A 23,168-nucleotide genomic window follows, 5' to 3' on the forward strand; every position below is an offset into this window, starting at 1 on the left:
GCGGCAGCGGTGACCGTCGCGATGACCGTGGTGGCCGTTCGTTCGAGCGTCGGGACAACGACCGTCCGGCGTTCAACCGTGACCGTCGTGACGAGCGTCCCTCGGGTGGCTTCCGCTCCGGCGGCAGCGACCGCCCGTTCAACCGTGACCGTCGTGACGACCGCCCCTCGGGCGGCTTCCGCTCCGGCGGCGGCAGCGACCGCCCCACCGGCCGTCGTGACGAGCACCGCGGGGCCAACACCGGCACCAACACCGGCTCCTTCGGCCGCCGCGACGACAAGCCGCGCTGGAAGCGCAACGGCTGACCCCCGCGCGGCCGGCACCCGGCCGCGCAGGTCCGCCTTATGGACCGGCAGGGCCCGTACGCCACCGAACCGACTCGGTGGCGTACGGGCCCTGTTGCTGTTCCCGGCCGCGTACGGCGAGCCCCGGCCGGGGCTCGCCGGGCCCGAAACCGATACCGGATCGGCTGCCGAGACCCGGCGGGCTATGCTCGTGGGGTGACCCGTCGAGGGCCGTTAGCTCAATTGGTCAGAGCAGCGGACTTTTAATCCGTTGGTTGTGGGTTCGAGTCCCACACGGCCTACCGGTCACCGGGCGGGGGGACCTCCTCCGGCCCGCGCGAAACGCCTCGGCCCGCTTCTGCGGGCCGAGGCGTTTCGCTGCGCACGGCTCCTGAGTGTGTTCCGTACCCGACGGGTCTCAGGTGGTGGGCTGCCCGTGAGGGCGGCGTGGACGACCATGGTGTCGGCGTAGCGGCTGTCGGCCTTCGCGTGCGGCCGACCGGGGACCAGACCCTGTTGCGCGATCTCCACGGCCGGCTTGTCGCCCTCCAGGTTGACCAGGGCGGCGCCCCGGACTCCGGTCCGGGGGAGCTCCGTCGCCATTGGTCGAAGGCGCGCCGGGAATGCCGTAGAGTTGTGTTTACCGACGCGGGGTGGAGCAGCTCGGTAGCTCGCTGGGCTCATAACCCAGAGGTCGCAGGTTCAAATCCTGTCCCCGCTACTGAAGGACCGGTCCCGGCACGCACAGCGTGCCGGGACCGAGTCGTTTTCCGGTGCCGTGCTGGTCCGGCTTGACCTTGACGCAGCGTAAAGATCTAGCGTTTCCGGCATGGAGTGGTCCATTCAGGAAATCGCCCGACAGGCCGGCACCACGAGCCGCACGCTCCGGCACTACGGGGACCTCGGTCTCCTCGCGCCGAGCCGGATCGGGAGCAACGGCTACCGCTACTACGACCAGGACGCCCTCGTCCGGTTGCAGCGCATCCTGCTGCTGCGGGAGCTCGGCCTTTCGCTGCCCGCCATCAAGGACGTGCTCGCGGGGCAGCGGGACACGGCGGTGGCGCTGCGAGCACATCTGCGGCTGCTCGAACAGGAGCAGGCGCGCATCGGGCGGCAGATCGCCTCGGTGCGGACCACTCTCCACAAGACGCGGGAGGGGATGGAACTCATGGCGGATGAAGTGTTCGACGGCTTCGACCACACGGCCCACGAGCAGGAGGTCACCGAGCGCTGGGGCCGGGACGCGTACGAGGAGGGCGACCGCTGGTGGCGTTCGCTCGGGCCGGAGCGGAAGAAGGCCTTCCAGGACGAGCACGAGGCCATCGCGCGCGCCTGGGGCCGGGCCAAGGAGGCCGGGTTCGCCGCCGACGGGGCTGAGGCGCAGGACCTCGCGCGGCGGCACTGCGCGTGGCTGTCCTCGGCCGAGGAGCCCAGCCGTTCGTACGTGATCGGGCTCGGCGAGATGTATGTCGCCGATCCTCGCTTCGGAAAGAACTACGATCGCTACGGGGACGGCACCGCCGCCTTCGTACGGGACGCACTGACGGTATACGCGGAACACCGGCTCTCCGACTGACCACGGAAGGCCGGACCGCCGTCCGGCCCTCCCCCTGTTCGGCCGTTGCGGAGTAGCCGCTCGGCGCGGCTCCGGGAAGCCTGGGCGGGGCGCGGTACCGTCCGCAGCCGTGGGTGGACCGGGCAGGAGTGCACAGGTGGGGATGGCCGAGGAGCGGCGTAGAGGCACGGCGGGGACCATCGGTGCCGTGGGCCGTGCGGTGTTCGGGTCCCGGGAGGGCCGGCCGGCGTCCGACGGGCGGCGCACCGGGCGGCGCACCGGGCGGTTCGTCAGGCTGCTGCCCGCCCTGCTGATCCTCGGCGGGCTGGTGTTCGACCTGCTGGCTCCGCCCAGCTTCACCGCGGTCCCCCTGTTCGCCGCGGCCCCGCTGGTCGCCGCCCCGTTCTTCTCGCTGTCCCAGACGGTGCGCACCGGCATCGCCGCGGTCCTCTCCGTCACCGCGATGCGGCTCGCCGACGGGACGCCCACCCATGTGGTTCCGGTCATCGAGATGATCACCGTGCTCACGACCTCGGTGCTGGCCCTCGTCATCAACGGCGTCGTACGGCGCGGCAACGAGCAGCTGGCCTCGGCCCGGGTCATCGCGGAGACCGCCATGCGGGCCGTGCTGCCGACTCCGGCCGAGCGGATCGGCGGACTCCAGGTGGCCGCGCGGTACGAGGCGGCGCAGGCGGACGAGTTCGTGGGCGGCGACCTGTTCGCCGTCGCGGACACCCCGTACGGGGTGCGTCTGGTCGTCGGCGACGTACGCGGCAAGGGGCTGGACGCCGTCGGGGCGGTGGCGGTGATCATCGGGGCGTTCCGGGAGGCGGCCGAGCAGGAGCGTTCGCTGGAGGGCGTCGCCCAGCGGCTGGAGCGGGCGTTGGCACGGGAGGGGACGCGGCGGTACGGGCTGGACGCCATGGAGGGGTTCATCACTGCCGTGCTGGCCGAGATCCCGCCCGGTTCGGCCTCGTTGCGCCTCGTCAACCGCGGTCACCCCGAGCCGATCCTGCTGCATGTCGACGGCGCCCTGGAAGTGCTGGCGCCTTCGGTGCCCGCGCTGCCGCTGGGGATGGACCTGGAGGTGTGGCCGGACCGGTCCGACGAGTGGGCGATGCCCGCCGGGGCGACGCTCCTCGCCTTCACGGACGGCCTGTCCGAGGCCAGGGACCCGAACGGGGTCTTCTACGATCCGGCGGCCCGGCTGCTCGGCAGGATCTTCCCGGGCCCGGAGGAACTGCTGTCGGCGCTGACGGACGACGTACGGCTGCACACCGGCGGGCGGACCACGGACGACATGGCGCTCATCGCGGTCGGCCGGCCGGCGGAGGGGCAGCCCGTGCGCCGGACGACGGTGAAGATCGTGGGCCGGGACGGCGACACCGGGCGATGACGCAGGGCGGCGGCGGGGCGGCGACATCGGGCGATGACACGCTGTGTAGTCGAAGGGCGTCGCTCCGCATAACATTTGACACACCATCAGAAAAAGTAGTGCGGCTGAGGTGCGGTCAAGTCGTCCGATTCGGCCCGCTTGTTACCCGTACATCCCCACGATGTTCGTTAATGATCAACAGGAACAGCTTGGAATCGGGCCCGTCCGTCTATTAACGTTCGATAACGCAGCGCGGTCGCACAGCCGTCGTCAGAGACGGCACCGCGCGCGAGCGCCGAATTCCGCAAGGGAACCGGGGAACCACCTACATGGGGTGAATCGGGCGCCTGTGTCTCGTGAGAGACGGAGGGGCCCGTAGGAGACCTTCCTGCTCCGAACCCGTCAGCTAACCCGGTAGGCGAGAAGGAAGGAAAGGAGTGCGCCCACGTGGCGTCCAACAAGCCTGCCCCTGAGGCCCCGTCACCCTTCAGTGCCGACACCTTCGGTGGCGAGGAACGCACCTGGGAGGAATGGAACCCCACCGCGGAGTCCATCCGTCCCGTGCGCGGCAAACACCGTGTGGCCAAGCAGCGTGGTCTGGCCCGTAGCTCCACCGTCCTCGGGGTCGGTGTCATAGCGGCCGTCGGTGCGGGCGGCATGGCCACCGCGCAGGACAAGGCGCCGGTCTCCATCTCTCTTCCCGATTCCATCGCGGACAACCTCCCCGACGCCAAGTCCCTTCCCGGCGTCGGGTCTTTGATGTCCGACGAGGCGGAGCCCGCCCCGGTCGCCGCGTCCGCGCCGCTCACCACCGCCGGCCTCACCACCGCCGAGGCCGAGCAGGGCACCGACGCCGGCGAGGCGCTGCGCGCCCGGATCCTCCAGCAGGCCGAGCAGCAGCAGGCCAGCGCCGACGCCGAGGCCAGGGCCGCCGCCGAGAAGGCGGCGGCCGAGAGCGCCGCCGCCGAGGCCAAGCAGCAGCAGGACGAGGCCGAGGCCGATGCCGCCGCGAAGAAGAAGGCCGCGGAGAAGGAAGCGAAGAAGAAGAAGGAGGCCGAGCGGCTCGCCGAGCTCGCCGCCAGCTTCTCCCTCCCCACCTTCTCGTACACGATCACCTCGACCTACGGTCAGTCCGGCGCGCTCTGGTCCTCGGGCCAGCACACCGGTCTCGACTTCGCCGGCTCGGGCGGTGCGCCGCTCAAGGCCGTGCACAGCGGCACGATCACGTCGGCCGGCTACTCCGGTTCGTACGGCTACCGCACGGTCCTCGAACTCGAGGACGGCACGGAGATCTGGTACGCCCACCAGTCCTCGATCGAGGTCTCCGTCGGCCAGAAGGTCACCACCGGGCAGACCATCGGCCGCATGGGCGACAGCGGCAACGTCACCGGCGTCCACCTCCACATGGAGGTCCGCACCGCGGGCGGTTCCGCGATGGACCCGATGGCCTGGCTGAGCAGCAAGGGCCTGAACGTCTGATCCCCAGGTCCTGCGGCCGACCTCCTTCGTCGCCGCCCCGAAACCCCGGCAGCCCTGACGCACACCCCCCGACGTCAGGGCTGCCGGTCCGTCCCGGGGACGCGGTCGTCGGCCCCCGGCCGACCGGCGGCGAACTCGTGGTGCTCACCGAGGCGTCGGCCTGACGGAGCCGGACGCCGCCCCCGGCCGCTCATCCGCCGACTCTGCGGCTATGGCTACGGCTATGGCTACTTCGGAGGGCGTCGGTGGTCAGGCGGCGTGCTGCCGTGCGGAGGGGGCGGCGGGTAGGCGCCGGGGCCGTATCCGGGCGGGTGGCCGTGCGTCTGTCCGTATCCGTGTCCGGGCCCGTACCCGGGCCCGTACCCGTATCCGGGCGGATGCCCAGGGCCGTACCCGTACCCGTACCCGTACGGCGTCGGTACGGGGCGGCCGCGGTGGGCGCCCGGGCGGGCCGTCAGACGGGCCGCGTGCGCGAGGGCCGGGGCCGCGACCTCCCGGCGCTGCCAGAGGTGGTGCAGCAACTCCCGTTCCCGCGCGCCGAAGTCCGGGCCCACCGCGCCGTGGCGGGCGCGGCGGCGCAGACCCGCCAGGGAGGTCGCGAACGACTCGTACTCCGCGACCGCGCGGGCCGCCGCCCGGCCCCGCGTCCGGTCCGGCTGCCAGTGGCGGGCCAGGTCGCGGGCCATGCCCCGGGCCCGCATGGAGGAGAGCGCCGCCGGTTCGGCGGGGGTGAGCCAGCCCGCCGCCGCATAGGCGGGCAGCTCGGCCGCGAGCGTCCGCAGCTCCCGCTGGCGCCACCAGATCGCCAGCCAGGTCACCAGGCCGAACGCCGGGACCATGACGATGCCGTACACCGCGTAGAAGCCGTACGGGCCGAAGGCCGACGAGCCGTTCCACAGGGCGTGCAGACCCATCGACAGGAGCAGCCCCAGCAGCGGCAGGGCGATCCGGCGGACCCGGTGGCGGCGGGCACTGACGGCCGCGAAGCCGAAGCCGAGGCCCGTGAGCACCGTGAACAGGGGGTGCGCGAAGGGCGACATCACGATCCGCACGAAGAACGTCCCGGCCGTCACCGAGGCGAACCCGGAGCTGCCCAGCAACTGGTCCTCGCCGAAGGCGTTGCCCAGGTAGAGGATGTTCTCGGTGAACGCGAAGCCCGTCGCGGTGAAGCCGGCGACGACGATGCCGTCCACCACCCCGCTGAACTCCCGTCTGCGGAACAGGAAGATCAGCAGCACTGCCGCCGCTTTCGCGCTCTCCTCGACCACGGGGGCGATCACCGTCGCCCCCAGGGTGTCGGCGCTCGCCGGGTCGGCCGTCGCGGTGGTTATCCAGCGCGTCGCGAACGAGTTGGCGATGATCGCGACGAGCGCGGCTGCGCACGCGCCCCAGGCGAAGGAGAACAGCAGATTCCGCCAGGGACCCGGCTCGACCCGGTCCAGCCAGCGGAAGGCGGCCATCAGGAGCGGCACCGGAAGCACCGCCAGGCCGAGACCGACGAGGAACCCCTCCGGGCCGGTCTGCTCCCGGACGAGGGCCAGGATCACCAGCCCGCACAGCACGAGCGCCACGATCACGGCCCCGGCGCGGAACACCTTGCTGCGCCACACCATGCCGACGCGGCGCGGCCGGTAGCGCCCTCGACCGGGCTCCGGCGCGGCGCCCAGGACCTCGTCGAGCCGCTGCTCATGGAGGACCGGGACGGCTGGTCGCGCCTGCTGATGCTGCACGGAGGGGTCGGACACCTCTCGACCCTAACGAGGAGCACCGACACCCTGCGACGGCGCATCCGGCCGGACATGGCCGTACGGCGTTGTGAGCGGTGGACCGGATGCGGGCGGTGCGTCAGACGCGGGCGAACAGCAGGTCGTGGACGGCGTGCCCCTTGTCCAGGCCCTGGCCCTCGAAGCGGGTGAGCGGCCGGAACGCGGGTCGCGGGGCGTATCCGCCGTCGGCCGCGCTGTTCGCGAAGCGGGGGTGCGCGGTGAGCACCTCCAGCATCTGCTCGGCGTACGGCTCCCAGTCGGTCGCGCAGTGGACGATTCCGCCGGGCTTCAGCGCCGGGGCCACCAGGTCCAGGAACTCTGGCTGGATCAGGCGCCGCTTGTGGTGACGGGCCTTGGGCCAGGGGTCGGGGAAGTAGACCCGCAGGCCGTCGAGCGACTCGGGGGCCAGCATCTCGCGCAGCAGGATCACCGCGTCGCCGTTGGCCACCCGTACGTTGGTCGATCCTGCCTTCTCCGCGAGGCCCAGCAGATTGCCCTGGCCAGGGGTGTGGACGTCGACCGCGAGGATGCCGGTGCCCGGGTCGTCGGCCGCCATCTGCGCGGTGGCCTCGCCCATGCCGAAGCCGATCTCCAGGACGACGGGCAGGCCGTCGAACAGATCGGCCAGGTCCAGGACGCGCTGTCCGTCGATATCCAGGCCCCACTTCGGCCACAGCCGCTCCAGGGCGTCCTGCTGGCCGGTCGTGACCCGGCTGCGGCGCGGCTGGAAGCTGCGGATCCGGCGCTCGTGGTGCGAGCCGGCGGGGTCGGCGGCGGGGCCGCCGGGGAAGCGGGGCTCCTGGCGCAGCCGGCGCGCGCGCTCGAAGGAGGCGGCCCGCAGCGCGGCGGCTTCGTCGGCCGCCGCGATGTCGGCGGGACCCGTGTCGGCCGCCGTGGAGCCGACCGCCGTGGAGCCGGTCGGTGCGGGGCCGGTCGGCGTGTGGCCGACGGGCGCCGTGTCGGGCGCTCCGTCGTCGGGGGCTGCGGCGGGGGTGGGGTTCAGGGGCTGCTCAGACACAATGACCGGATTCTACGGCGGGCGGCCTCCATCCCGTCTCCCGAGCCCGGCGCAGCGCGCGCCGCGCCACCTCCCGTCCGATGGGCAGGCACGCCGTCGCGGCCGGTGACGGGGCGTTGAGCACATGCACGGTGTGCGGGGCCTCGCGGATCAGGAAGTCGTCGACCGGCGTGCCGTCCTTCAGCACCGCCTGGGCCCGGACCCCGGCGGGCGACGGGCGCAGGTCGTCCTCGGTGACGGCGGGCAGCAGCCGCTGGACGGCCCGGGTGAAGGCGGACCGGGACAGCGAGCGGTGCACCTCGCCCGCCCCGTACCGCCAGTGCCTGCGGGCGAGGTGCCAGGTGCCCGGCCAGCTCAGCGTGGACAGCAGTTCGGCGGGGCGGACCTGCGGCCAGGTGTATCCCTCGCGGGCCAGGGCGGGGACGGCGTTCGGCCCGACGTGGACGGAGTCGTCGAAGCCCCGGGTGAGGTGGACGCCGAGGAACGGGAACGCCGGATCCGGCACCGGGTAGACCAGGCCGCGCACCAGCTCGGGGCGGGCCAGCGTGTAGTACTCGCCCCGGAACGGCACGATCCGCACCCCCGGGTCGTCCCCGGCGAGACGGGCCACCCGGTCGCAGTGGAGGCCCGCGCAGTTGACCAGCACCCTGGCCCGGACGACCAGGCCGTCCGCCGTGCGCACCGCGACGCCCCAGGTGCGCCGGTCTATCGCGGTGACCTCCGCGCCGTACCGCACGATGCCGCCCGCGGCGGTGACCTCGGCGGCGAAGCGGCCGGCGACGGCGGTGAAGTCGCAGACGCCCGTCGTGGCGACCCGGATCGCCGCGAGGCCCCGGACCTCCGGCTCGTACTGCGCGATCTGGGCGGGGCCCAGCTCCCGCACGGGCAGTCCGTGCTCGCGGCCCCGCTGCACCAGGCCGTGCAGCCGGGGCAGCTCGGAGCGCTCGGTGGCGACGATGAGCTTGCCGGTGGTGGCGTGGGCGATGGAGTGCTCGGCACAGAAGTCCGTCAGCTCGGCGGAGCCGCGCAGCGCGTACCGGGCCTTGAGGGAGCCGGGGCGGTAGTAGATGCCGCTGTGGATCACACCGCTGTTGCGGCCGGTCTGGTGGCGGGCGGGGCCGCGCTCCTTCTCCAGGACCGTCACCCGGGTGCCCGGCGCGGATCGTTGAAGCGCATACGCGGTCGACAGACCGACGATCCCGCCGCCGATCACCAGCACATCGCAGTCGTACGCCGCGCGCGTCATCATCACGCCACCTCCCACCCTGATAGTGCACTGACCCACTGACAACCGGCTCAAACCCGAGCCGGGCAGAGCGTGGCGCACACTCCGCCCGCCGGGGCCCGGCTCGTGTCCCGCCGGGTGGCTTCCGTCGCCCTGCTCGGCCCTGCTCGGCCCTGCTCGGCCCTGCTCGGCCCTGCTCAGCCCGGGGTGACCAACAGCGGGCGGGCCCTTTCCCGCAGCTCCGCGACGCGGGGCTCGTCCCCGTACGGCTCCAGGCGGTGGAGCAGATCGCGCACATACTCCGTGGTGCGGGCCGAGGAGATCCGTCCGGCGACCTCCACCGCCCGGGTGCCCGCCGCGCAGGCCGCGTCCAGATTGCCCGACTCCAGCTCGGCGACGGCGGACACGACGAGCCGCAGTCCGTGGCTGCGGACGAACTCCTCGGTCGGCCGGGACAGCGCCTGCTCGGTGAAGCGCCGCACCTGGCGGGGAGCCTTCAGGTCGCGGTAGCACTCGGCGGCGTCGGCGGCGAACCGGTCGTAGCCGTAGAAACCGAGCCAGGGCGGGTCGGAGTCGCCCGCCCGGGACCGCTCCAGCCAGCTCTCCGCGCCCTTGAGCGCGGCCCCCGCGGCCGGTGCGTCGCCGGCCTTCGCATGGGCACGGGCCTCCACCAGCCGGAAGAAGCTCATGGTGCGGGCGGTGGCGAGAGAGCGGTTGCGCTCGACGGCCGCCTGGGCGAGGTCGACCCCCTCGTCGGCGAAGCCGCGGTAGGTCGCCTGGAGGGACATCGAGGCGAGGACATAGCCGCCGAGCGGGACGTCGGCGGCGGCCCGGGCCAGGCGCAGAGCCTGGATGTAGTAGCGCTGGGCGGCCTCCTGCTGGCCGGTGTCGAAGGCCATCCAGCCGGCCAGCCGGGTCAGCTCGGCGGACGCGCCGAACAGGGCCCGCCCGACCTCGTCGGTGTACGAGCCGAGGAGCAGGGGGGCGGCGTCGACGCGTAAGCACTCGGGAACCATGGAGGAGCGCCAGTCGCCGCCGCCGTATTTGGAGTCCCAGCGCCGGGCGTCCTGCGCGGCCTCGCGCAGTTTTGACACATCGCTGTGCCCGACCCGCAGCGGTGAGGCGTCCGCCACGGCCTCCGGGCCGGGCTGGAGCGGGATGGAGCCCGCCGCGCCGGGCGTGGATCCGCCGGTGTGGAGGATGTGTGCGCCCCGGGCGTCCGGTGCGGCCCCCGGTCCACGGGGGCCCGCCCCGCCGGGACTCTCGGATCTGCCGCCGCGCGCCCCGAGGACGGCGGCCCGTGCCGCCGTCGGGTCCCGGGCCACCGACGGATCGGCGGGGGTTATCAGCCAGCGGGAGGCGGGCGTCGCGTAGGCGCTCACGGAGAACGATCCCGCCAGGGACTGCCAGATCCCGCCGCCGCCCCGCCGCCCGGCCAGGTCCAGCCGGTACAGCTCGGTCGCCGACCGTACCGCCTCGCCCACGTCCCGGGGGAAGGCGAGGCCGACCTCCGGGGCCGGGTCCGCGTCGGCGAGTCCGATCTCGTGCAGCGGGACCGGCCGGCCGAGCTTGGCCCCGATCGCCGCCGCGATGAGATGCGGCGCCGCGCCCTGCGGCACCATTCCCTTGGCGACCCACCGGGCCACCGAGGTCTTGTCGTAGCGAAGTGTCAGACCGCGCTGTGCTCCGAGGTCGTTGACCCGCCGGGCGAGCCCGGCGTTACTGATTCCCGCGAGGGCGAGAACCGTGCCGAGCTTCTCGTTCGGCCCGCGTTGCTCCCTGGACATGCGCCACCCCTCGACACACAGACGGCCGCCGCGTCACCGGGGGCGGCGCGCGGCATTCGTACCGATGCCTCCCCAGGTTCGAACCTCCGTACTCCGCCTGCACACGCATGTGGCCGAGCCCCGAGGAATATGCCCCCCTGTTGAGAACACCAGTCAACACAGCGTAGTTCCCCCTATCCCTACCGTTAAGGGGCAGACGTCCGGATGGCGGGATTGTTGTCCGTGCGGGCGGTCCGGGCGGCCCGTGCGGTGGCGCGCGGGCCGGGGTGCGGCGTGCTCCCGGTGTGTGGCCGTGCGCCCGGCCGTGCGCTCTGGCCCGGCGATCGCCGCAACGCTTGTCTGGGATCTGCGTGGGTCGGCCCGCTGCACTGGACTCAGTGGGCTGGGGGAAACCGCCGCTCCATTCCCCGCGGGCGGTGGACCGGTCCGGGAGGTGAGGCCCACCTCCCGGACTGTGCGTAGGAGGGTCCGCCAGGGGGCGCGGCACGGCATGCGCGCAGGGTGGCGCTTCGAGAGAATGGCCGAATAGCGACGGTCCGGTGAGGGTCTGGCCAACGGTCCGACTATGGCCGGATATCGGCGCTGTTTCCGGGCGGCCCCGGCCCCTCCCCTTCCCCGGGGGTGGGCCGGGGCGGCGCGGAGAGCGGGCGGCCCTGTCTCCGGAACTGCCGGAACCAGCAGTTCCGTTGTTGTCGTCGCGGTGAAGACCCCATCGGGCCTTTGCCAGGGGCGCATGCTCTTCCGGCGTGCGCTGCTCGTACACCCTCCCGTGCGGCCCTGTCGTGGCAGCATGTCCCGCAGCGGCGTTTCGCTCGTCAAGTGCGCCGTTTGTCCACAGCCTGTGGAGGCGGCGATGCGTTGGTTGGTGGGATGGAGCAGTATCGCCGCGAGCTTCGGCACTGTCGGCGCCGTCGGAAACGGCGGAGAGGGGCGCACGGTCCACCCCGTGGGCTCCCAACTCCTGTGGGGGGACCCGGATCCGCTGTGGGCGGTCGGCGACTGGCGGCCCGACGAGATCCGCGTCATCGGCGTCGCGACCCCCGAAGGGGCGCCCACCGCCCGCCTCGCGGTCCTCGGCTGCTGCGGCGCCACCGACGAGCAACTGCGCGTCGGGCTGCTCGCCGCACGGGGCGGCGCGATGCGCCATCTCACCGCCTGGCCCGGCAGTTACACCGCCGTCGTGCAGATCGGCCGCCGCATCACCGTCGCGGGCGACCTGGCCGGCGCCCGGCCCGTCTTCCACACCCCCTGGGCCAACGGCACCGCCTTCGCCACCGCCGCCCTGCCGCTCGCCGACCTCATCGAGGCCCAGCTCGACATCGGGCACCTCGCCGCCCTGCTCGCCTGCCCGGAGACACCCGAGGCCCTCGGCGACGGCACGCCCTACGTGGGCGTGAAGCGGGTCCCGCCGGGCCACGCGCTCATCCTGAGGGAGGGCTCGCGGGAGATCACCGGATACGAGGCCGTCGCCTCGCTCGCCGTCGCCGCACCCCAGGCCGACCCGGTGCACGCCGTGGAGGGCGTACGGGACGCGCTCGTCGAGGCCGTACGAGCCCGGCTCACGGCCCCGCGCCACGCGCCGGAAGCCCAGCCGCCGGACCCGGGGCCCGTCCCCGGCATGGGCCCCGCCGACCGGCGCGCGGCCCGGGGCGGCCCCGTGGCGGGCATCGGCGCCGACCTCTCCGGCGGCAGCGCCTCCGCCACCCTCGCCCTGCTCGCCTCCGGACTGCCCGGACTCCCCGGCACCCTCCTCGGCCACGGCACCGGCGCGGGGGAGCGGCTGCTCGCCGTCACCTTCAACGACCTCACCACCCGCGGGGACGAGGACGAGCTCGAGCGGGCCCGCGCCATCGCCGCCAACCCGCGCCTGCACCACGTGGTCGTCGCGGCGGGCGAAGAGGCCCTGCCCTACACCTCGTTGGAGGCCGGCGCGCTCACCGACGAACCGGCCCCCTCCCTCATCCTCGCCGAACGCCACCGCCGCCGGCTCTCCGCGGGCAGCGCCGACCACCTCGTCGGGCACGGGGCCCGGCAGGTCCTGGACGCCCACCCGGCCCGCCTCGCCGACCTCCTGATGGACCGGCGCAGACGCCACCTCCTGCGCCCCGTCGCCGCCCTGGCCAAGGCCGAAGGCCCCACGGCGCACTCCCTGTTCGTCCCGCTGACGGTCTACCGCGCCGCCCGTCGCCTGGCCCGTACGTCGTACCGCACCGGGCTGGAGTCCGCCGCCGGGCTCCTCCCCGACGCCAACCGTTACGCCCCCGACCTCGCCACCCCCGCCGACGCCTCGCTCGCCGCTCTCGCCTGGTCGCGCCCGGGACCCGCGGCGCGCTGGCTGACGGGGGAGGCGCTGGCCGAAGTATCGGTTCGTCTCCAGGAGGCGGCGATCCGGCCCGCCTCCGTGCAGCGTCCGGGGGAGGCCCGCGCCCGCGCCGCCCTCGCCCGGGGAGCCACCGACCACCGGATCCTCGAACAGGCCGCGGAGATCCGCAGCCAGCGCCTGCACGCCCCGTTCCTCGACAACCAGGTCGTCCGGGCGGCCCGCGCCCTGCCCGAGTCCCTCCGCGTCCAGCCCGGCGCACGGGCCGCGATCCTGCGCCGGGTGCTCGGCGGGGCGGGCATCCACGATCTGCCGCCCGGCTGGGGCGCGCCCTCCCAGGCCACCTCCACCGCGGTCACCCGCACCGGCCTGCGCATCGCGCTGCCCGACCTGATGGCCCTCTTCGACGCCCCCCTGCTGGCCGACGCGGGCCTCGTCGAGGCCCGGGTGGTCCGTAAAGCCCTGCGGGCCGCCTCCGAGGGCGAGCCGCTGCCCCTGGACGGCCTGGCGGACCTGGCCTCCACCGAACTGTGGCTGCGCCGCCTGCTGGCCCGACGCGGCACCTGCTGGACGGGTACGGCCGCTCCGCGCCGGCGTGCGGTCGCGGGTGGTGTGATCCCCGCCCGGCGCACGCTCCAGTCCTGACCGGGAAGCGACGCCGGAAAAGTCCGGCCAAGGAGTGCGTACAGCTCAGGAGCAGCTGATCCGGGACTCCGCCCAGTCGGCCAGAGCCAACCCGCCGAAGGGTGTCTCCGGCTCCACCACGAGGCGGATCGAGGACCGGCCGACGATGTTCACGCTCACCGGGACGGCGGGATCGCCGCCCTTCATCACCGGGGAGCGCCACAGTCGGGCCCCGTCCCCGTCGAACACGGAGAAGCGCACCGCGCCGAGCCCCATGGTCAGATCGTCCACCCCGACCATCGCCCGGTAGCTGGTGCATTGCCGGTTCAGCTGGATGGTCACCGAGGAGCGGGCGTGCACGGTCACCCCGTGCGCGTAACGGGTGGCGGCGATGGACACGTTCGAACGCTGCCAGATCCAGCTGCTCTCCCCCATCACGACCTCCGGTTCGCTCCTGTCGCCGAAAACGGAGTACGCCAGCTCGCTGACCTGGTACACCTCCGGGGCCGGCGGGGGCGGTGTGGGCTTCGGCGGCGGTGTCGGCCTCGGGGACGCCGGCGGGCTCGGCGCCGGGGGTGCGGGTTTCGGCGGCGGCTCGGGGGAGGGCGTGGGGCTCGGCGTCGGCTTCGGGGCCGACTCGGACGGGGACGGCGCCGGGGGCGCGGGCGGCGCGGGGGCGACCGGAGGCTTCGGAGCCGGCTTCGGGGTCGGCGGGGGAGGCGGCGTGGGCACGGCGGGCGCCACGACCGGAGGCTTCGCGGCCGGCTTGGGCTCCGGCTTCGGCCGGTCGTCGCCGACGAGCGCCCACACCAGACCTGCCGCGGCGGCCACCACCACGGCGGCGGCGATCCCCGCCTTGGCGGGCGCTCCGAGGCCCTCGGAGGCCGCCGCTCCCCCGGCGGCCCCACCGGCGGAACCGGACCCGGTGGCCGCCGAGGCGGCTCCCGCTCCGGCGGCCCCGGCCGCGCCGCCGGCCACGATGCCCGCGGCCTTGAGGGAATACCCGGCGGCGAACCATCCGATGACCGCGACGGGCAGCAGCGCCGGGATCCCGGCGTTCACATGGTCCAGCTCGCCCGCGGCCACCCGGCACTTGGCGCATGCGTCGAGGTGCTTGCGCAGCCCGCGCTCGGCCCGGGTCCGCAGACCGCCCCGGGCGTGGGCGCCGAGCCGGTCGGCGTACTGCGCGCAGTCCCCACCGGTCGTGAGCGCCTGGCTGACGTGGGCCTGGAGATAGGCCTGCTTGAGCCCTTCGCGGGCGCGGCTGGCCAGGACGGCGGTGGCGTTGGCGGTGAGGCCGAACAGCGGGGCGATCTCGCTCGGCGACTCCTCCTCCACCGTGGTGTGCCACAGGACCGCCTGCCAGCGCTCCGGGAGGCTCCGGAACGCCTGCATCGCCATCGTCTGCTCGGCCTCGTGCATCGCCAGCACGTCCGCGCCGAGGTCGAGGGTGTCGTCGTCGGAGAGCTCGGAGGACCGGGAGGCCTGTGCGGCGAACACCGCGAAGTCGTCGACCAGATGCTCGCGCTTCGCGCTCTTCGTCCAGGCGGCGGCGACATGGCGGACCGCGGTCATCAGATAGGCCCGGACCGCTTCCGTCGGCCCCTTTCCGCCCCGTACGGCCTGAAGCGTGCGCGCGAACACCTCGGCCGTCAGGTCGTCGGCGGTGTGCGCGTCCCGGCAGCAGCTGCGGGCGTAGCGCAGGACAGCGCCCGAATGCCGCCGGAACAACTCCTCGTAGGCCAGGTCGTCGCCGGTGCGCATGTCCTCGATCAACCGGGCGTCGGACAGCCCGAGATCGGGGGCCCCGCTGCGGCCCGCGCGCTGCTGCGGAACCGCGTGCGCGCCGGCTGCGCCGGATGCGTCCTCCTCGGCGACGGAGGGCCACGGGCCGGGCAGTACGGTGCCGCCCTCGGCCGCGCCGTCCGACGCGCCGCGCGCGGCCTGGGCCGGTACCTGGCCGACGGACGGCCCGTCCGCTTTCGTGTCCCTGTCGGCCGCTGCGATCTCGCCGAGCGGCTCTTCCTGCTGCTCGTTACCGCTCATCGCGGAAGCCCCCGTATACACCCTCGGACCCGAATACCGGCCAAGACTGCCACATGGCTCAATCGCGCTGGCCCCTCAGCCCCGCCAACCACTCATCCGGGGCGTTCTTTCGAATGCGAGTACTAGACGCCCTGTTTTCGGGGAATGATTCTCCGCCGATTCGTCCCCCGGACCCCGTTCAGTAGCCGCCCTCACCGTCCGTGCGCGCAGGTCCGCCCGCCACCGCCCGGGCGCCTGTCCGTGTCGGCACTGCGGGCGAGGCGGACGGACGCGGACCGATGAGCGACCGGACGACCCGGCACCGGACGGCCCGGCACCGGACGACCTGGCACCGGACGGCCGGTGCGGGACGGCCGGTGCCGGGTCGTCCGGTGCGGGACGAGTGGGGCCGCGGACCCGGACGTCACTCCGGGCGCGACCTCAGCCCCTCCAGCAGGATGTCCAGCAACCGGGCCGAGGCCGCGGCCTGCTGAGCGGCGTCCGGCAGCGAAGGAGCCGCCGTGGCGATGACCAGCAGCACATCGGCCACCGTCACGTCCCGGCGCAGCTCACCGGAGTCCCGCGCCCGGTCCACCAGCCGCCCCACGACCTCCAGCAGCTCGACCGAGCCGGTGTCCTCACCGAGGCCGTCGAACTCGTCGGCACCCCCGGAGCGCCGGCCGACGACGCGGAAGTCGTCCTGGCCCACTCCCTGCCGTTGCTGCGGAACGCGGGTCTCGTCCACCGCGTCCGGAGCCGACGTCGCCCCGGAAGCCGCCGGCGCACCCGGCTCCTCCCGGTCGGCCCCGACCCGCAGCACGTGCGGCGGCAGCAGCCTGCCCGCGCCCGACGCCACGGACGTACGCAGGAAGCGGGAGAGCGCCGACCAGGGCTTCTCCTCCTGCCCCAACGCCGTACGCGCCTGCTCGGTCAGCCGGGAGGTCTCCTCCTCGGCTATCCGGCGCACCAACACGTCCTTGCTCGGGAACCGCCGGTAGACGGTGCCCACGCCGACGCGCGCGCGACGCGCCACGTCCTCCATCGGAGCGCCGTAACCCAGCTCCCCGAACACCTCGCGAGCCGCCCGCAGCACATGCTCCAGATTGCGCTGCGCGTCGACGCGCAGCGGAGCCGAGCGCGGCGCGCTCGAGGTCCCCGCCGCTCCCACCACCGCCGTTCCCGACGTCGTCGCCCCGTTCGGGGCGTGTCCGGCGGCGGCCGAACCCATCGCCGCGGCACTCACCGCCGCCGCGGAACGAACGGCGTCCGCCGAGCTCATGACACCGAGCGCCCCCACGGCGCCGAGGCGTCCTTGGTCCTCGGACGCGCGCGAGAGCGCAGTCTGGCCATGCTTATCCTGAATATGCATAACTTCCCCCGGTTATGACGTCTCCCCCCGGAGACTTCCCGCCGTTTCAGCCGGGGAGCGGAGCACAACGAAATCCGCACCCGACACCCCGACGGGTTACGAACATAGTTGAGCCCACGTCAATTCAGAAGGGGGTAGTTCCGCATGGGACGCCCCCCGATCGGACCAAGATCCGTTCGACTCCGGAACATCACCCCTCCACTTACCCCGTGCGTAGCGCCTGACCTGCGCGGCTACCGCCCCTCACCTCCCGCGCACTCCAAGTGCCGTCGTGGAAACTCCAGTCACACAATCTGCCGGGCCTGTGGACAAACCACTGACTCCGTTGCGTCATGGGGTGGTGATGGCTCCAGATTCCCGGGGGACGACCCCCGGCACACGCCCAGGTGTGCGCATTCTCGTCGTCGGCGGCGGCTACGTCGGGATGTACACAGCGCTGCGTCTCCAACGGAAGTTGAAGCAGAGACTGAAGAGCGGCGACGCCGAGATCGTGGTCGTCACGCCCGAGCCGTACATGACGTACCAGCCCTTCCTCCCCGAAGCGGCGGCCGGCTCGATCTCGCCGCGCCATGTGGTCGTGCCGCTCCGCCGCGTCCTGAACGACTGCACGATCGTCACCGGCGAGGCCCGGCGCATCGACCATGCCCAACGGACCGCGACCGTCACCACCCTCGCCACCGGTGAGGACGGCACCGGAGCACTGGAGATCGCGTACGACGAGATCGTCATCGCCCCCGGGTCCGTCTCGCGCACCCTGCCCGTCCCCGGCCTCGCCGAGTTCGGCATCGGGTTCAGGACCGTCGAGGAGGCCATCGGGCTGCGCAACCACGTCATCGAACAGATGGACATCGGCTCCGCCACCCGCGACCCCGCGATCCGCGACGCCGCTCTCACCTTCGTCTTCGTCGGCGGCGGCTACGCGGGCGTGGAGGCGCTGGCCGAACTGGAGGACATGGCCCGCTACACGGCGCGGTACTACCACAACATCAAGCCGACCGACCTGAAATGGATCCTGGTCGAGGCCTCCGGGCGCATCCTTCCCGAGGTCGGCGAGGTCATGGGCGGGTACGCCATCGGGGAGCTGCGCGGCCGGAACATCGACGTACGCCTCGACACCCGCCTCGACACCTGCGTGGACCGCGTCGCCGTCCTCAGCGACGGCTCCCGCTTCCCCACCCGCACTCTCGTCTGGACCGCGGGCGTCAAACCGGCTCCGCTGCTGGCCGCCACCGACCTGCCCCTCACCGAACACGGCCGGCTCCGCTGTACCGCCACCCTCGGCGTCGAGGACATGCCGCACGCCTGGGCCGCCGGTGACGCCGCGGCCGTGCCCGACCTGACGGCCTCCGAACCGGGCCGCGAGACCGCCCCCAACGCCCAGCACGCGGTGCGCCAGGCGAAGGTACTCGCCGACAACGTCCTCGCCTCGGTCGACGGCCGGCCGCTCAAGGAGTACCGGCACGCGTACGCCGGCTCGGTCGCCTCCCTCGGCCTGCACAAGGGCGTCGCCCACATCTACGGCCGCAAGTTCAAGGGCTACCCCGCCTGGCTGATGCACCGTGCGTACCACCTCAGCCGGGTCCCGACGTTCAACCGGAAGGCGCGCGTCCTTGCCGAATGGACCCTGTCCGGACTCTTCAAACGCGAGATCGTCTCCCTCGGTTCGCTGGAGCACCCCCGTGCCGAGTTCGAACTCGCGGCGGGCGGCGGCTCCGGCACCCCGGGGCTCCCTGGCCCCGGTCGCCGGAAGGGCCCCGGAGAACCGCCGGACGACCGCCGGACGGACAGCTGACGGGACGACCCCGCGCGGCCCCGGCAGGACAGCCGGGAAAGGCTCCGGCCGCACACCCGACCGAGGTTGGCACCGGACCGATCGAGGGTCGCAACGATGGCGGGGCGGCGACTGTCAGTACGGTCGGTCACACTGGACGTGTGACCATAGGTGGGCCCACACCTGCACAGAGTGACCCGGTCGGCAGTGACCAACAGTGACCAGCAGCGACGCACCAACAGAACGACAAGGCCCGGCTGCGCCTTCCCGGGGGTACGGCCCCCGGTGCCCCGAGCACGGTAGAAGAAGCAGCCCGCCCGAGCGGACCAGACCGACACACGAGGCCAGAAATACCGTGAACTTCACGCGTTGGAGCGCCCGCCTTCCCGGAACGCGGCGCCGAGCCGCCGCGCGGGACGACCGCAGTTCCGTGCCGGCGGCCCGAGCCGAGTACGCCCGGGCGGACGGCTCGCCCGCCCTGCCGGACGACGCCTCCCCGGCGCCTTCCGGCCCCGCCTCGACGGAGGCCCGACCCGGGCCCGCCCTCGACGACCTCTCCGCCCGCGAGATCCTCGGCCGGCTCCCCGCCCCCATCGCCCTGCTGCACGGCCCGGACCACCGCATCGCCTACGTCAACGACGCGTACGAGGCCGCGTTCGGCCCCCGCCCGTGCGGTGTTCCCGCGGCCGAGGCGATGCCCGAGCTCGCCCAGCTCAGCGTGGTCCCGCTGCTCGACCAGGTGCTGCGCAGCGGCACCGCCCGTACGGTCAAGTCCCGCAGGACCGCCGAGGGCGGTTCGTACACCGTGACCTGCACCCCCGTCGCCGCCTGGGGCAACACGGAGGACGAGGCGGACAGGGGAGACGGCGGGGCCGACGGCAAGGGAGAAGGCGGCGTCCTCGTGTACGCCGCCGATGTCACCGACCACGCCGAGGCCGCCGAACGCCTGCGCACCAGCGAGCGCCGCCACCGCGAAACGGCCGTCACCCTCCAGCGCTCCCTGCTTCCGCAGGAGCTGGAACAGCCCGACGACCTCCGCATCGCAGCCACCTACCAGCCCGGCGGAACCGACGCCGCCGTGGGCGGCGACTGGTACGACGTCATCACCCTTGGCGCCGGCCGCACCGCCTTGGTCATCGGCGACGTGATGGGCCGAGGGGTCCGGGCCGCCGCCGTGATGGGCCAGCTCCGCACCGCCGTCCGCGCCTACGCCCGGCTCGACCTCCCGCCGCACGAGGTGATCCAGCTGCTGGACGTCCTCGCCGCCGAGATCGACGCCAGCCAGATCGCGACCTGCGTCTACGCCGTCCACGATCCGAACGAGGGGCAGCTCGTCTACGCCTCCGCCGGACACCTCCCGATCCTCGTCTGCGACGAGGACGGCACCGTCCACCGGGCCGCCGACCCCACCGGCCCCCCGCTCGGCACCGGCGGCTGGGTCCACACCTCGGGCACCATCGCGCTGCCGCCCGGCTCCACCGCGGTCCTCTATACGGACGGCCTGGTCGAACGGCGCAGCGAGGACATCGACGAGGGCGTCGCCTCACTCGCCCGCGCCCTCTCGGGCGCCAAGGGGTCACCGCAGGTCGTCTGCGACCGGCTGATCCGCTCCCTCGGCGTCACCGCCGAACATGACGACGACGTGGCGGTCCTGGTGGTCCAGCACCCCGCCCGTACGGGAACGAACGCGGAGCTGTTCCACAACGCCGCGCTCGATCTCCTCGGCGGCATCGAGGCCGCCCCGCGCGCCCGTGCCTTCGCCACCGGGGTCCTGACCTCTTGGCGCTTCCCCGTCGAGCTCCGGGACCTGGGCGTCCTCGCCACCAGCGAACTGGTCGCGAACTCCCTCCAGCACGGCACCCCGCCGATGCGCCTGGGACTGCGCCGTACGGACCGCCGGCTGATCATCGAGGTCACCGACGGAGACGATCATCTGCCGCGACGCCGCCAGGCCGAACCGGCGGACGAGGCGGGGCGCGGCATTTCGATCATCGCCTCGATCGCCACCTCGTGGGGCAGCCGGCGCACGCCGGGCGGCGGCAAGGCGGTCTGGTGCGAGTTCGCCCTGCCGCGGTGAGCAGGGCGCACTCCCAGTGACGGGCTCAGCTACCGGCTCAGGTGGCGGGCTCAGTGACCGGCGGAGGCGGAAGCCGTGGTGGAGGCAGAGGGAGAGCCGGACCCGGTGGTCGTGGTCTCCGCGCCGTCCTTGCCCTCGGACAGTGACACCGCCACCACCAGCGACGGGGCGCCGGCGAGCGACGGCTGGTCCTGTACGGGGGTGAGCCGCCGCCCCAGCCGCAGGGCGAGCACCGTGATGCCCAGCGAGAACAGCACGAAGGTCACGATGTACGGGCCGTGCAGCGACGCCCCCATCGGCCCGCCGACGGCCGGACCGACCGCGAGCGCGAGCTGCTTGCACAGGGCGAAAGCCGAGTTGTACTGCCCGACCATCGACTCCGGTGCCAGATCCGCGACCAGCGGGGCGACGGTCGGCGACAGCATCGCCTCACCCAGCCCGAACAGCGCGTACGTCGAGATGAACGCGGCCGTCGCCATGGTCTGGCTGCCGTGGCCGAGCCCCGCGTACCCCGCCACGATCCAGGCGAACGCCCAGATCAGGCCGACCGCGGCGATGACCCGGCTGCGCCGCCGCCGCTCCACGAGCCGCAGCACGACGAACTGCGCCACGACGATGACCGCGGTGTTGGCGGCCAGCGCGAAACCGAGGGTGGAGGGATCGATCCCGGCGGCCTCCGTGCCGTACGCGGCCAGGCCGGACTCGAACTGCCCGTAGCAGGCGAAGAACAGCACGAACCCCAGCACGCACAGCTGCACCATGGCCCGGTGCGAGAGCAGCGCCCGCATCCCGCCCTTCGCGGCGGACCCGTCCGCCGGGCGGGTCCCGCCGAGCGAAGCCGGACGGGGCATCCGCACGGTCGTCACCACGACGCCGAGCACCACGAACATCACGGCCTCGATCAGGAAGAGCATCGTGAAGCTCGCCGGACGGCTCACGTCCACCAGCTGCCCGCCGACAAGCCCGCCGAGGCCGAGCCCCAGGTTCTGCAGGAAGAACTGAGTGGCGAAGGCCCGCGTGCGGGTCGCTGCGCTCGAACACCACACGAGCATCGTGGCGAGGGCCGGCTGCATGACGGCGGTGCCGGCGCCCAGGACCGCCGCTGACAGCACAGCGGCCGGAACACTGCTCGCGAACCCCAGGGCCGCCGCGCCCACGGACGCCAGAACGGAGGCCACCACCAGCACGGGCAAGGGGCCCCGCCGGTCGATGGCCCGCCCGGTGAACGGCAGAACGGCCAGCGCTGCCATCGCGAAGGCGGCCAGGACGACTCCCGCCGTCCCGGCGCCCAGATCCCGTACCTGCGCCACGTAGACGTACAGATACGGGACGGTGAACCCGAGCCCGAACGCGCTCAGCGCGCTGCCCAGCTGGATCCGCCGCAGTGCTGCGCCCATCTCCCTGGTCACACTCACCTACCTCAGGAACTCGAAGGTCTCGATCGCGGAGCGTCGAGACCTGACAGAAAGAAATCAACCTCGAAGACTTTAGCACTAAAGTTAGAAGGTGAAAACTACAGACTCAAGGACTTCAGGGGGTATGGGCGTGTCATACTGCCCGCCATGTCTGAGAGCACCGAGGAGCCCGGCCCCCAGGAGCCGAGCCTCGACGAGCAGATCGCGGCCTACCAGCGCGAGTTCGGCGACCTCGACCCACAGGTCGAGCAGGTCGTCTCCGCCCTGGGCCGTTTGAACCGCCGGATGAACGTCGCGTACGGGAGACAACTCGCCGCACTCGGCATCAGCAACGCCGAGTGGGAGGTCCTCAAGACCCTGGTTCTGGCGGGCGCTCCCTACCGTCTGGGCCCTGGCGAACTGGCGAAGCGCCTTGGCCTCACCCCGGCCGCCATGACCCATCGCATCGACCGGATGGCCGGCGAGGGCCTGGTCACCCGTGACCGCGACGAGAACAACCGGGTCCGTGTCATCGTCGAGCTCACCGATGAGGGCCGCACGAAGTGGCTCGAGGCGATGCGTATGGCGAGCGACTTCGAGGAGGACCTCCTCCAGGACTTCTCCGGCAACGAGCGCGGCGTCCTCGGCGAGCTGCTGGTTCGCCTCCTGCGCCGCGTGGAACATGCCCAGCCGGACGCCGGCGGCCGGCTCACCGACCTGGACTGAACGGCCAGGGCGGAGGCCCTGCGGAGGCCACCGGGGGTGGGTTGACACACCCCCGGTGGATCCGTAAAGTTCTCCGAGTTGTCACGGAGCCGGAACGGTTCCGCGGCAGCCGATCCCGCCGCGAAAGCGGCAACCAAACTTCAGCACGATCTCCCACTCGGGATGATTTCGGCATGCCGGAATTCATTGCGAAGGCCCGATTATGAGCCGCCGGGAGAATCCGCTAGAGTTTGGGCGTCGGAACGGCCCAACAGCCGGGAAGGCAACTCCCGCTGACTGGGAATCAGGCCCGAAAGGATCTGGTAGAGTCGGACTCGCCGGAAAGGGAAAACGCGAAAGCGAAGGACCTGGAAGCGAAATGCGGGGCCCGCTT

At 73.0% G+C, this 23,168-nt stretch carries 15 protein-coding genes, 2 tRNA genes, 1 pseudogene and 1 riboswitch; of the genes and pseudogenes, 10 read left to right on the plus strand and 8 right to left on the minus strand.

The features are described 5' to 3' along the window. Together ACZ60Q_RS33980 and ACZ60Q_RS33985 are read left to right on the plus strand one after the other, a co-directional pair. Positions 1 to 305 (plus strand): annotated as a pseudogene (locus ACZ60Q_RS33980) (DEAD/DEAH box helicase); the annotation flags it as partial. Positions 306 to 512: 207 nt separating this feature from the next. Further along, positions 513 to 586: transfer RNA gene (locus ACZ60Q_RS33985), tRNA-Lys, on the plus strand. Between the two features lie 4 nt (positions 587 to 590). Here ACZ60Q_RS33985 and ACZ60Q_RS33990 read toward each other — a convergent pair. Then, on the minus strand, positions 591 to 887 hold the full coding sequence (locus ACZ60Q_RS33990; RefSeq protein WP_469641420.1) for a hypothetical protein: 297 nt from the start codon (positions 885 to 887) through the stop codon (positions 591 to 593). Between the two features lie 44 nt (positions 888 to 931). Between ACZ60Q_RS33990 and ACZ60Q_RS33995 the strand changes: the two genes are divergently transcribed. From ACZ60Q_RS33995 to ACZ60Q_RS34010, 4 genes are all read left to right on the plus strand, one after another. Continuing rightward, positions 932 to 1,005, plus strand: a tRNA-Met gene (locus ACZ60Q_RS33995). A 108-nt stretch (positions 1,006 to 1,113) separates the two neighbouring features. Further along, entirely contained in the window at positions 1,114 to 1,860 is a 747-nt protein-coding gene (locus ACZ60Q_RS34000; RefSeq protein ID WP_469641421.1) for a MerR family transcriptional regulator, read from the plus strand. Between the two features lie 142 nt (positions 1,861 to 2,002). Then, positions 2,003 to 3,235 (plus strand): PP2C family protein-serine/threonine phosphatase, encoded by a 1,233-nt coding sequence (locus tag ACZ60Q_RS34005; RefSeq protein ID WP_469641434.1) that lies wholly within the window; start codon positions 2,003 to 2,005, stop codon positions 3,233 to 3,235. A 262-nt stretch (positions 3,236 to 3,497) separates the two neighbouring features. Further along, positions 3,498 to 3,650, plus strand: a riboswitch (cyclic di-AMP (ydaO/yuaA leader). Between the two features lie 11 nt (positions 3,651 to 3,661). Continuing rightward, positions 3,662 to 4,693 (plus strand): M23 family metallopeptidase, encoded by a 1,032-nt coding sequence (locus ACZ60Q_RS34010; protein ID WP_469641422.1) that lies wholly within the window; start codon positions 3,662 to 3,664, stop codon positions 4,691 to 4,693. 227 nt (positions 4,694 to 4,920) lie between these two features. On the opposite strand, the gene ACZ60Q_RS34015 is transcribed toward ACZ60Q_RS34010, so the two are convergent. The 4 genes from ACZ60Q_RS34015 to ACZ60Q_RS34030 form a co-directional block, all read right to left on the minus strand. Beyond that, positions 4,921 to 6,438 (minus strand): PrsW family intramembrane metalloprotease, encoded by a 1,518-nt coding sequence (locus ACZ60Q_RS34015; protein ID WP_469641423.1) that lies wholly within the window; start codon positions 6,436 to 6,438, stop codon positions 4,921 to 4,923. 100 nt (positions 6,439 to 6,538) lie between these two features. Then, positions 6,539 to 7,477 (minus strand): tRNA (guanosine(46)-N7)-methyltransferase TrmB, encoded by a 939-nt coding sequence (gene trmB / locus ACZ60Q_RS34020; RefSeq protein WP_469641424.1) that lies wholly within the window; start codon positions 7,475 to 7,477, stop codon positions 6,539 to 6,541. Beyond that, a complete protein-coding gene (lhgO, locus tag ACZ60Q_RS34025; RefSeq protein ID WP_469641425.1) occupies positions 7,470 to 8,726 on the minus strand; it encodes an L-2-hydroxyglutarate oxidase in 1,257 nt (418 codons plus the stop codon). The genes trmB and lhgO overlap by 8 nt, the downstream gene beginning before the upstream one ends. 173 nt (positions 8,727 to 8,899) lie before the next feature. Further along, the gene (locus ACZ60Q_RS34030) at positions 8,900 to 10,489 is read right to left on the minus strand and encodes a sporulation protein (protein WP_469641426.1); all 1,590 of its coding nucleotides are present in this window, start codon (positions 10,487 to 10,489) and stop codon (positions 8,900 to 8,902) included. An 853-nt stretch (positions 10,490 to 11,342) separates the two neighbouring features. Between ACZ60Q_RS34030 and ACZ60Q_RS34035 the strand changes: the two genes are divergently transcribed. Continuing rightward, a complete protein-coding gene (locus tag ACZ60Q_RS34035) occupies positions 11,343 to 13,454 on the plus strand; it encodes an asparagine synthase-related protein (RefSeq protein ID WP_469641427.1) in 2,112 nt (703 codons plus the stop codon). 45 nt (positions 13,455 to 13,499) lie between these two features. Here the strand turns inward: ACZ60Q_RS34035 and ACZ60Q_RS34040 are convergent, their stop codons facing one another. Beyond that, positions 13,500 to 15,479, minus strand: a complete 1,980-nt coding sequence (locus tag ACZ60Q_RS34040; protein ID WP_469641428.1) for a sigma-70 family RNA polymerase sigma factor — start codon at positions 15,477 to 15,479, stop codon at positions 13,500 to 13,502. A 403-nt stretch (positions 15,480 to 15,882) separates the two neighbouring features. Next, positions 15,883 to 16,827, minus strand: coding sequence for a TetR/AcrR family transcriptional regulator (locus ACZ60Q_RS34045; RefSeq protein ID WP_469641429.1), 945 nt, complete (start codon positions 16,825 to 16,827; stop codon positions 15,883 to 15,885). A 424-nt stretch (positions 16,828 to 17,251) separates the two neighbouring features. On the opposite strand from ACZ60Q_RS34045, the gene ACZ60Q_RS34050 reads away from it, so the two are divergent. Together ACZ60Q_RS34050 and ACZ60Q_RS34055 are read left to right on the plus strand one after the other, a co-directional pair. Further along, the gene (locus ACZ60Q_RS34050; protein ID WP_469641435.1) at positions 17,252 to 18,619 is read left to right on the plus strand and encodes an NAD(P)/FAD-dependent oxidoreductase; all 1,368 of its coding nucleotides are present in this window, start codon (positions 17,252 to 17,254) and stop codon (positions 18,617 to 18,619) included. A gap of 334 nt (positions 18,620 to 18,953) precedes the next feature. Then, positions 18,954 to 20,675 (plus strand): ATP-binding SpoIIE family protein phosphatase, encoded by a 1,722-nt coding sequence (locus tag ACZ60Q_RS34055; protein ID WP_469641430.1) that lies wholly within the window; start codon positions 18,954 to 18,956, stop codon positions 20,673 to 20,675. 50 nt (positions 20,676 to 20,725) lie between these two features. Here ACZ60Q_RS34055 and ACZ60Q_RS34060 read toward each other — a convergent pair whose 3' ends face one another. Further along, positions 20,726 to 22,072, minus strand: coding sequence for an MFS transporter (locus ACZ60Q_RS34060; protein ID WP_469641436.1), 1,347 nt, complete (start codon positions 22,070 to 22,072; stop codon positions 20,726 to 20,728). 165 nt (positions 22,073 to 22,237) lie between these two features. Between ACZ60Q_RS34060 and ACZ60Q_RS34065 the strand changes: the two genes are divergently transcribed. Further along, a complete protein-coding gene (locus ACZ60Q_RS34065) occupies positions 22,238 to 22,795 on the plus strand; it encodes a MarR family winged helix-turn-helix transcriptional regulator (RefSeq protein ID WP_469641431.1) in 558 nt (185 codons plus the stop codon). The last annotated feature ends 373 nt before the right edge of the window (positions 22,796 to 23,168 follow it).

The sequence above is a fragment of the Streptomyces sp. NPDC104313 genome (genome assembly GCF_055583985.1).